Here is an 8,381-nt window from a genome sequence, read left to right as displayed (position 1 = left end):
GGAACTCCACCACATCGCCGTCGGCCATGACATATTCCTTGCCTTCGATCCTGACCTTACCCCGGGACTTGGCCTCGGCCATGGAACCGGCCTCCACCAGGTCCTTGAAGGAGACCACCTCGGCCTTAATGAAGCCGCGCTGGAAGTCAGAGTGGATTACCCCTGCTGCCTGCGGTGCGGTATCCCCCTGGCGGATGGTCCAGGCACGGGTTTCCTTGGGGCCGGCCGTGAGGTAGGTCTGCAGCCCCAGCGTGTGGAAACCGACCCGCGCCAGCTGGTCCAGTCCGGATTCATCCTGGCCATTCATTTCCAGCATTTCGCGGGCCTCTTCCTCGTCAAGTTCCACGAGGTCGGCTTCGAGCTTGGCGTCAAGGAAAACAGCGTCCGCCGGGGCAACCATGGCCCGCAGTTCCTCCTGCTTTTCGGGACTGCCCAGGATCGCTTCGTCGGCGTTGAAGACGTAGATGAACGGCTTCGCCGTCAGGAGGCCGAGCTCCTTGAGGTGTTCCATTTCCAGCTTGTCGCTCTTAATGGAAGAGAAGATGGTATCGCCGCGTTCCAGAACCACCTGGGCTGCCTTGATCGCGGCAAGCTCCGCAGCTTCCCGCTTCTTGATCTTGACTTCCTTTTCGATCCGCGGAATGGCGTTCTCGATGGTTTGCAAGTCTGCCAGGATGAGCTCGGTGTTAATGGTTTCCATGTCGGAGCGCGGGTCCACTTTGCCATCCACGTGAATAACATCGGGGTCGTCGAACACGCGCACCACCTGGGCAATAGCTTCTGCCTCGCGGATGTTGGCCAGGAACTTGTTGCCCAGGCCTTCACCCTCGGACGCGCCCTTGACGATGCCGGCGATGTCCACGAACGACACCGGAGCCGGCAGGAGGCGCTGCGAACCGAAGATCTCAGCAAGCTTCTGAAGGCGGGGGTCAGGCAGGTTCACGACGCCGACGTTGGGCTCGATGGTGGCGAACGGGTAGTTCGCCGCCAGCACCTGGTTGCGGGTCAGTGCGTTGAAAAGGGTTGATTTGCCGACGTTGGGCAGGCCGACGATGCCAATAGTAAGAGCCACGAGCATTGATTCTACCCGCAGGAGGCGCCCAGGGCTTCCGGGCCGGCAGGCTGAAATGTCGCTTCCGGGAAATGTCACAGCCCCGTGCGACAGTGAGCACATGGATGCTTTTGCGCTGATACTGGCTTTATTCATGCTGTTGCTGGGGGCCCTTGCGGGCGCTGCAGCCACCTACTTTGCGCTGCGGAAGAACAGCCGTGCCGTGGAAGAAGATTTCGACGCCGTTTCGTCGCGGCTTTCAGAGGTGAGCGCACAGTTCGCCGCCGCCGACGCCGAACGCCGCCTTCTGGCTGCACAGAACCGTGAGCTGGGGGAATCACGGTCCCAGGACGGCAGCGTGCTCCGTGCACTGGCACCCGTGGCTGAAAAACTGACGGCAGTGCAGCAGCAGGTGGCGCTCCTGGAGCGGGACAGGCTGGAACAGTATGGCCAGCTCGCCCAGCAACTGCAGGAAGCCCGGCTTTCGGACGAGCAGCTGATCCGGTCCACCCATGCCTTGGAGTCTGCCCTGCGTTCCAACAGCGCGCGCGGGCAGTGGGGAGAGGTTCAGTTGCGGCGCGTGGTGGAGGCCTCCGGGATGCTGCGGCACGTCGACTTCATCGAACAGGTCCACAGCGGCGGCGGCGAGTCTTCCGTCCGACCGGACCTGGTGGTCCAGCTGCCCGGCGAGAAGCAGTTGGTGGTTGATGCAAAGGTCCCACTGTCGGCCTACCTCGAGGCGCAGGAGCTCGGCGCGTCCATGGATTCCCGGACGGGGCAGCCCGGGCTGCCCCTGAGCCCGGACCGCCGCTCGCAGCAGGGGCTCCTGGCTGCCCACGCAAAGGCACTGAGGGCACATGTGGACTCACTAAGCAACAAGAAATACTGGGACATCCCTGGCAACTCCCCCGAGCTGGTGATCTGTTTCATCCCGGCCGAATCGATCCTGGCCGCAGCACTCATGGCTGATGCCGAACTCCTGGACCATGCGCTTTCCAGGAATGTTGTCCTGGCGTCGCCCAGCACGCTGCTGGCTGTGCTGAAGTCTGTGGCCTTCACTTGGCGGCAGGACGTCCTGACGGACAGCGCCCGCGAACTGTTCGACCTCGCGAGGCAGCTGTACGACCGGATGGGAACCCTGGGTGAAAATGTCAGCAAACTGGGGTCTTCGCTGAAGTCGTCCGTGGACCGCTACAACTCCATGGTGGGCACCCTGGAAGCGCGTGTCCTTCCCACTGCGAGGAAGTTGAACACCCTGGAGGAATCGGGCCTCATGACTCCTCCGGTCGTGGAGGTCACACCGCGCACACTGGCCGCCCCGGAACTCCAAAGCGAGGACGAGGCGGCCTGAGGGCAGCCTCGTAGGTAGGAGCTCCAAGGTCAGGAATCCCGGATAAGGAAAGGGCCTGGCAGTTACGGCTGCCAGGCCCACTTGCTTTGCTCCCAGCTTCACCGCCAGGCGTTCTTAGCTCCGCGGCCGGCGTCCGCCCAGTGCACGGCTAACATCGCCGGCCTGCTTCAGGGTTGCCCGAAGCTCCTTCGGCAGCGAGAAGAGGAGATCTTCTTCGGCCGTGACGACTTCCTCGACGGTGCCGTAGCCGTAATCGGCCAGCAAACGCAGAACGTCCTGCACCAGCACCTCGGGTACGGACGCCCCGGACGTCACGCCAACCGTTGCGACCCCTTCAAACCAGGCCTCATCTACTTCGTTGGCAAAATCCACCCGGTAGGAGGCCTTTGCCCCGTATTCAAGGGCAACCTCCACAAGCCTTACGGAGTTTGAGGAATTGGCCGAGCCCACGACGATGACCAGCTCTGCCTGGGGGGAAATCTTCTTGATCGCCACCTGGCGGTTGGTGGTGGCATAGCAGATGTCGTCGCTGGGCGGGTCCTGCAGGGTGGGAAAGCGATCCTTGAGCAGACGGACCGTTTCCATGGTCTCGTCAACGCTGAGGGTGGTCTGTGACAGCCAGATGACCTTTTCCGGATCGCGCACCGTCACCTTGTCCACTTCGTGCGGACCGTTGATGATTTGGATGTGTTCCGGAGCTTCGCCTGCTGTGCCTTCAACTTCCTCGTGGCCGTCGTGGCCGATCAGCAGGATATCGAAATCGTCCTTGGCGAACCGCACGGCTTCCTTGTGGACCTTGGTCACCAGCGGGCAGGTAGCGTCGATGGTGCGCAGGCCACGGTCCTCCGCGGACTGGACCACGGCCGGCGATACGCCGTGGGCGGAGAAGATCACCAGCGCACCTTCCGGCACTTCGTCCGTCTCGTCAACGAAGATTGCGCCCTTTTCCTCCAGGGAGCTGACCACATGGACGTTGTGCACAATCTGCTTGCGCACGTACACCGGAGGGCCATAGTGTTCCAGGGCCTTCTCAACGGCGATGACGGCACGGTCAACACCGGCGCAGTATCCCCGAGGGGCAGCGAGCAGCACCTTCTTGGGTCCGGCTACGGGTGCTGCAGCAGCTACTTCCTCAGGAGAACGGCGCCTACGCGGGATGGTGGGCATCGAAAGGGAAACAGCTGAGGGGGTCATTACTCGATTCTACCGGGTTGCCCGCGCCCGCCTGCGCGGTATGAGCCCTGCCACAACTCCCGCCAGCACCAGCGCGCCGCCGGTGATTGCCGTGGCCCAGGTCCAGGTTTGGAAGTTGGCGGAGGACGCCGCGACGAACTCATCCCTGAACATGTTGGCCACCTCGTTTCCGCTGTCCGTAGCCAGCACGGCCGCGGAGCCTGCCTGCATGCCGAGCAGCCAGAGGGCTGCCAGCAGCAACGCACCAACTCCTGCACCCACCAGCACTGTCCAGCGCCGGCGGGCGGCAACCAGGGCAAGGAGCAACGCTACCGCCGATCCCCCGGCCAGCAGGTAGCCGGCGGGGGCATAGGTGCGCAGGCGCTCGGTCCACTCTTTTTGCTCGGCCTGGCCCACACTGATAAGCGTCTGCTCCGGCGGGTCCAGGGGAAGCCTGGTGGCGCGTGAGACTTCCTCGGAGCCCAGCGCCACCAGAGGCGCGACGTCGAGGGTCAGGGATGAGGCAGACGCAGAGCCCGGGCGGTCCGCATCCGTCCCCGCAAAACTGAGGCGGTGGCTCCTCCGCAGTGTTTCTTCCCACGCGGCGGGGTAGCCGGGGAGTCCAGTCAGGGACGCCGCGGCGTTCTCCAATACCGGCCGGACCAGGTCCGAGAGGAAGCCCGGGACGGCACTCGTGTCGATCGTACCGATGGCAGCCGCCGCCAGTCCTGGCTGGAACTCAGAGTTCCTGCCCAGCGGCGCCGCCAGTTCCACGAAGCCCTCCTCCTGGACAATGTTGCGGTCCAGCCAGATGGCTGGAACTGCCACGGCGGCGAGCAGTACGGCCAGCACGGTGGCAGCAGCGGAAACAAAAGTGCGCACAGCAGTTCCTTCAGGTCGATGGCGGTCCACCCATCCTAGGCGGGCATCCTGATCCGCCACTGTCAGTCCCGGATGCTACAGCTTATGGATAAGGTTGAATGACCGCCGACCAACAGACGAAGGACCCCATGCCCGCAGCTCCGTCCCCGCAAGGGACTTCGCATGTCTGAACAGGCCTCACTTCCCGTCCCCGGTCAGCAACTGTCCGCGCCCACTACCCTTCCCGCGACGGCGGCCGAAACCACCCCGGACAACCCATGGCCGCTGCAGCTCCTCTCGCAGAAGCTCAAAGCCCACATCGACCGCACGCCGTCGGCCTGGGTCGAAGGCCAGGTCATTGAACTGAACCGCCGCGGCAGCAATGCCTACCTCACCTTGCGGGACGTTGACGCTGAAGTTTCACTGCCGGCGTCGGTGTGGACCAAGGTGCTGGAGCGCCAGAACCTTCCGCTGGACCGCGGTTCCCGGGTGGTCGCTCTGCTCAAGCCCGAGTTCTGGATCAAGACGGGCCGGCTGAACATGCTGGTCAGGGACATCCGGCCGGTTGGCCTGGGCGACCTCCTTGCCCGGATCGAGCGGCTCCGCCAGGCCCTCGCCGCCGAAGGTCTCTTTGCAGACTCCCGCAAGAAGCCGCTGCCCCTGTTGCCGCACCGCATCGGCCTCATCACCGGCCGTGACTCTGACGCGAAAAAGGACATCCTCCGGAACGCCGCATTGCGCTGGCCCGCGGTGGAGTTCGAGATCCGCGAGGTTGCCGTGCAGGGGAATACGGCCGTATCCCAGGTGGTGCGCGCGCTGCGGGACCTGGATGCCCGCCCGGAGGTGGACGTTATTGTCATCGCCCGCGGCGGGGGCGCCCTGGAGGACCTCCTGCCCTTCAACAGCGAAGAACTGATCCGGGCTGTGGCAGCCGCTTCCACTCCCGTGGTGAGTGCCATCGGCCACGAGGCGGACAGGCCCCTGCTGGACGACGTTGCCGATCTGCGCGCCTCCACTCCCACTGACGCGGCCAAGCGTATTGTGCCGGAAGTCTCCGAAGAACTGGCAGGGGTACGCCAGGCCAGGGAGCAGCTGCGCCGGTGCATGGAGCGCCTTGTGGACAGGGAATCGGACCGCCTGGCGTCCCTTCACTCAAGGCCGGTCATGGCTGCACCCGAAGGCATGGTGACCGTCCGGTCCGAAGAAATTGAGCGGTTGCTCCGGCGGTCCTCCGCGGCGGTGAGCTCCACCGTGGTGCGGGCTGCTGACCAGCTGGAGCACCTGAAGGCCCAGGTACGCGCTCTGTCCCCGCAGAAAACGCTCGACCGGGGGTACGCCGTCGTCGAACTCGCCGACGCACTGGCGGCACGTTCCGCCAACTCAGGGCACGCAGTGGTGCGCCGCCCGGCGGAGGCGCCGGCGGGAACGCCGCTCTCGGTCCGGGTGGCGGAAGGCCGCTTCGGCGCCACCTCCACGGGCAAGCCAGAACAGCACACATCGGAAACCGGAGTCCCCAATGACTGAGCAAAAGCCAGGAAACGACGTCGCAACGCTGAGCTATGAGGAAGCACGCGAACAACTCATCGCGGTGGTGGGCAGGCTGGAGGCAGGTGGCGCCAGCCTGGAGGAATCCCTGGCGCTGTGGGAGCGGGGCGAAGCCTTGGCCGCACGGTGTGAGGAATGGCTGGAAGGAGCCAGGAAGCGGCTGGCCGCAGCCCGCGACCAGCCGCTGTAACGCTTCAGGAACGCAGGATCAGCTCCCGCTCGGTTGCTACATCAAACTCGGCTTTGGGCCATTCAAGGTTCAGTTCGGCCAAAGCCCCCAGCAACAGCTGCTGCACAGCGATCCTGGCGTACCACTTCTTATTGGCCGGAACCACGTGCCAAGGCGCGTCCCGGGTGCTCGTTTCGTCGATGGCGGCTTGGTAGGCATCCATGTAGTCGTCCCAGAAGGCGCGTTCGTCCAGGTCGCCCCGGTTGTATTTCCAGTGCTTGGCCGGGTTGTCCAGCCGGGCCAGCAGGCGGGACTTCTGCTCCTCCCCGCTGATGTGGAGCATCACTTTGACGACTTTTGTCCCCGACTCCGTCAGGCGCCCCTCGAACTCGTTGATTGCCACATAGCGGCGCTTGATTTCATCAGGGCTGGCCCAGCCGTGGACACGGTGGATCAGCACGTCCTCATAGTGGGACCGGTCGAAAACACCCATCATGCCGGCAGCAGGGACTTCCTTCTGGATCCGCCACAGGAAGTCGTAGGACTTCTCCTCATCCGTCGGAGCCTTGAAAGCCTTGAACTGGATGCCCTGCGGGTCGGTGGCGGCCATGACGTGGTTCACGATTCCACCCTTGCCCGCCGTATCCATCGCCTGCAGGATCAGAAGGATCCGCTTCCGTCCGCCGAAGCGTGACTCTGCGAACAGCTTCTCCTGCAACTCGCCCAGCTCGTCGTCCAGGTCCGCCAGCAGGGCCTTTCCGTCCTCCTTGCTGCCGCTGTACCCGGGCGTGGAGTCCGGGTCCACGTCGGCCAGTGAGAATCCTTCCCCCGCCCGCAGGGTTTCAGAAGGGTGCTGATCGAAGCCTATGACGCTGGCCATGGGGAATCCTCTCTGCGAAGTGCCACGGGACTCAAGCGCCCGTGAGCACAGGCTAGTTCCCCTGATACCTGCTTAGGAAGTCCCCCATCCGCCCGACAGCCTCTTCGATGTCCTTGACGTTGGGCAGCGTGACCATGCGGAAGTGGTCCGGGCGCACCCAGTTGAAGGCGCGGCCATGGGAGACCAAAATCTTCTGTTCCCGGAGAAGGTCCAGGACGAACTTTTCGTCATCACGGATGTGGTAGACCTCAGGGTCGAGCCGGGGGAAGAGATAGAGGGCCCCGCGTGCCTGCTGGGTGCTGACGCCGGGGATGGCGTTCAGCATGTCGTATGCCTTGTTGCGTTGTTCCAGGAGGCGGCCGCCGGGCAGGATCAGGTCATTGATGCTCTGGTATCCGCCAAGGGCCGTCTGGATGGCGTGCTGGGCTGGAACGTTTGCGCAGAGGCGCATATTGGCCAGGAGGCTGATGCCCTCGAGGTAGTCGGCTGCATCCTTCTTGGGTCCCGAAATGGCCATCCAGCCCGCGCGGTAACCGCACACGCGGTAGGCCTTGGACAAGCCGCTGAACGTGAGGCAGAGAACGTGGTCGCCGGTGAGCTTGGCCAGGTTAACGTGGACTGCGTCCTCGTACAGGATCTTCTCGTAGATTTCGTCGGCGAAGACGACCAGTCCGTGCTTCTCGGCGAGGGCCACAATCTTTTTCAGCGTCTCTTCGGGGTAGACGGCGCCTGTGGGGTTGTTCGGGTTGATGACCACGATGCCCTTGGTCCGCGGCGTTATCTTGGCTTCCATGTCCTCAAGGTCAGGTTGCCAGCCGGATTCCTCGTCGCAGAGGTAGTGGACCGGTTTCCCGCTGGCGAGTGCCACGGACGCGGTCCACAACGGGTAGTCAGGCGTGGGAATCAGGACCTCGTCGCCGTCGTCGAGCAGGGCCATCAAGGACATGGTGATGAGTTCGCTGACGCCGTTGCCCAGGTAAATGTCATCAACGTGGATGTTCTGGATACCCCGGGTCTGGTAGTACTGCGAGACGGCGGTACGCGCCGAGAATATGCCGCGGGAGTCGCTGTAGCCCTGGGCATGCGGCAGGTGGCGGATCATGTCAACCAGGATGGCGTCCGGCGCTTCGAATCCAAACGGCGCCGGGTTTCCGATGTTCAGCTTGAGGATCCGGTGCCCCTCCGCCTCCATCTGCTGGGCGGCCTGGAGGATCGGTCCACGGATGTCGTAAAGGACGTTGTTGAGCTTCGTGGACTGCTTGAATTCTGCCATCCACTAAATATGCCACAGGAGGGATGCACTTCCGCTGAGACGTCAGCCACACCGGTGCCAGGCGCAACCACAGGAATT

The 8,381-nt window shown here is 63.8% G+C and carries 8 protein-coding genes; 3 read left to right on the top strand and 5 right to left on the bottom strand.

What is annotated here, in order from left to right:
* Nucleotides 1–1,072 (bottom strand): redox-regulated ATPase YchF (gene ychF, locus AC5RWX_RS27350; RefSeq protein ID WP_494099406.1); only part of this gene is annotated, 1,072 nt, incomplete at its 3' end.
* Between the two features lie 100 nt (nucleotides 1,073–1,172).
* Between ychF and AC5RWX_RS27345 the strand changes: the two genes are divergently transcribed.
* Complete coding sequence (locus tag AC5RWX_RS27345) at nucleotides 1,173–2,402, top strand: DNA recombination protein RmuC (RefSeq protein WP_494099405.1); 1,230 nt, start codon at nucleotides 1,173–1,175, stop codon at nucleotides 2,400–2,402.
* A gap of 114 nt (nucleotides 2,403–2,516) precedes the next feature.
* Here AC5RWX_RS27345 and AC5RWX_RS27340 read toward each other — a convergent pair whose 3' ends face one another.
* Together AC5RWX_RS27340 and AC5RWX_RS27335 are read right to left on the bottom strand one after the other, a co-directional pair.
* The gene (locus tag AC5RWX_RS27340; protein WP_494099404.1) at nucleotides 2,517–3,596 is read right to left on the bottom strand and encodes a 4-hydroxy-3-methylbut-2-enyl diphosphate reductase; all 1,080 of its coding nucleotides are present in this window, start codon (nucleotides 3,594–3,596) and stop codon (nucleotides 2,517–2,519) included.
* 9 nt (nucleotides 3,597–3,605) lie between these two features.
* Nucleotides 3,606–4,457 carry a hypothetical protein gene (locus tag AC5RWX_RS27335; protein ID WP_494099403.1) on the bottom strand — a complete coding sequence of 284 codons (852 nt, stop codon included), beginning with the start codon at nucleotides 4,455–4,457 and terminating at the stop codon, nucleotides 3,606–3,608.
* A 162-nt stretch (nucleotides 4,458–4,619) separates the two neighbouring features.
* On the opposite strand from AC5RWX_RS27335, the gene xseA reads away from it, so the two are divergent.
* Both xseA and AC5RWX_RS27325 read left to right on the top strand, forming a co-directional pair.
* Nucleotides 4,620–5,960, top strand: a complete 1,341-nt coding sequence (gene xseA, locus AC5RWX_RS27330; RefSeq protein ID WP_494099402.1) for an exodeoxyribonuclease VII large subunit — start codon at nucleotides 4,620–4,622, stop codon at nucleotides 5,958–5,960.
* Entirely contained in the window at nucleotides 5,953–6,171 is a 219-nt protein-coding gene (locus tag AC5RWX_RS27325) for an exodeoxyribonuclease VII small subunit (RefSeq protein ID WP_494099401.1), read from the top strand. The genes xseA and AC5RWX_RS27325 overlap by 8 nt, the downstream gene beginning before the upstream one ends.
* A gap of 4 nt (nucleotides 6,172–6,175) precedes the next feature.
* Here AC5RWX_RS27325 and AC5RWX_RS27320 read toward each other — a convergent pair whose 3' ends face one another.
* Together AC5RWX_RS27320 and AC5RWX_RS27315 are read right to left on the bottom strand one after the other, a co-directional pair.
* A complete protein-coding gene (locus tag AC5RWX_RS27320) occupies nucleotides 6,176–7,030 on the bottom strand; it encodes a polyphosphate kinase 2 family protein (protein WP_494099400.1) in 855 nt (284 codons plus the stop codon).
* Between the two features lie 52 nt (nucleotides 7,031–7,082).
* On the bottom strand, nucleotides 7,083–8,303 hold the full coding sequence (locus tag AC5RWX_RS27315) for a pyridoxal phosphate-dependent aminotransferase (protein ID WP_494099399.1): 1,221 nt from the start codon (nucleotides 8,301–8,303) through the stop codon (nucleotides 7,083–7,085).
* Nucleotides 8,304–8,381: the final 78 nt, after the last annotated feature.

This window comes from Arthrobacter sp. SPT-J7 (assembly GCF_059089965.1).
This window is presented reverse-complemented; position numbering and strand designations above follow the sequence as displayed.

Bases quoted from the DNA above. Each gene is read 5' to 3' on its own strand.
- AC5RWX_RS27345 (WP_494099405.1), top strand. From the start codon at position 1,173: ATGGATGCTTTTGCGCTGATACTGGCTTTATTCATGCTGTTGCTGGGG.
- AC5RWX_RS27340 (WP_494099404.1), bottom strand. From the start codon at position 3,596: ATGACCCCCTCAGCTGTTTCCCTTTCGATGCCCACCATCCCGCGTAGG.
- xseA (WP_494099402.1), top strand. From the start codon at position 4,620: ATGTCTGAACAGGCCTCACTTCCCGTCCCCGGTCAGCAACTGTCCGCG.
- AC5RWX_RS27325 (WP_494099401.1), top strand. From the start codon at position 5,953: ATGACTGAGCAAAAGCCAGGAAACGACGTCGCAACGCTGAGCTATGAG.
- AC5RWX_RS27320 (WP_494099400.1), bottom strand. From the start codon at position 7,030: ATGGCCAGCGTCATAGGCTTCGATCAGCACCCTTCTGAAACCCTGCGG.
- AC5RWX_RS27315 (WP_494099399.1), bottom strand. From the start codon at position 8,303: ATGGCAGAATTCAAGCAGTCCACGAAGCTCAACAACGTCCTTTACGAC.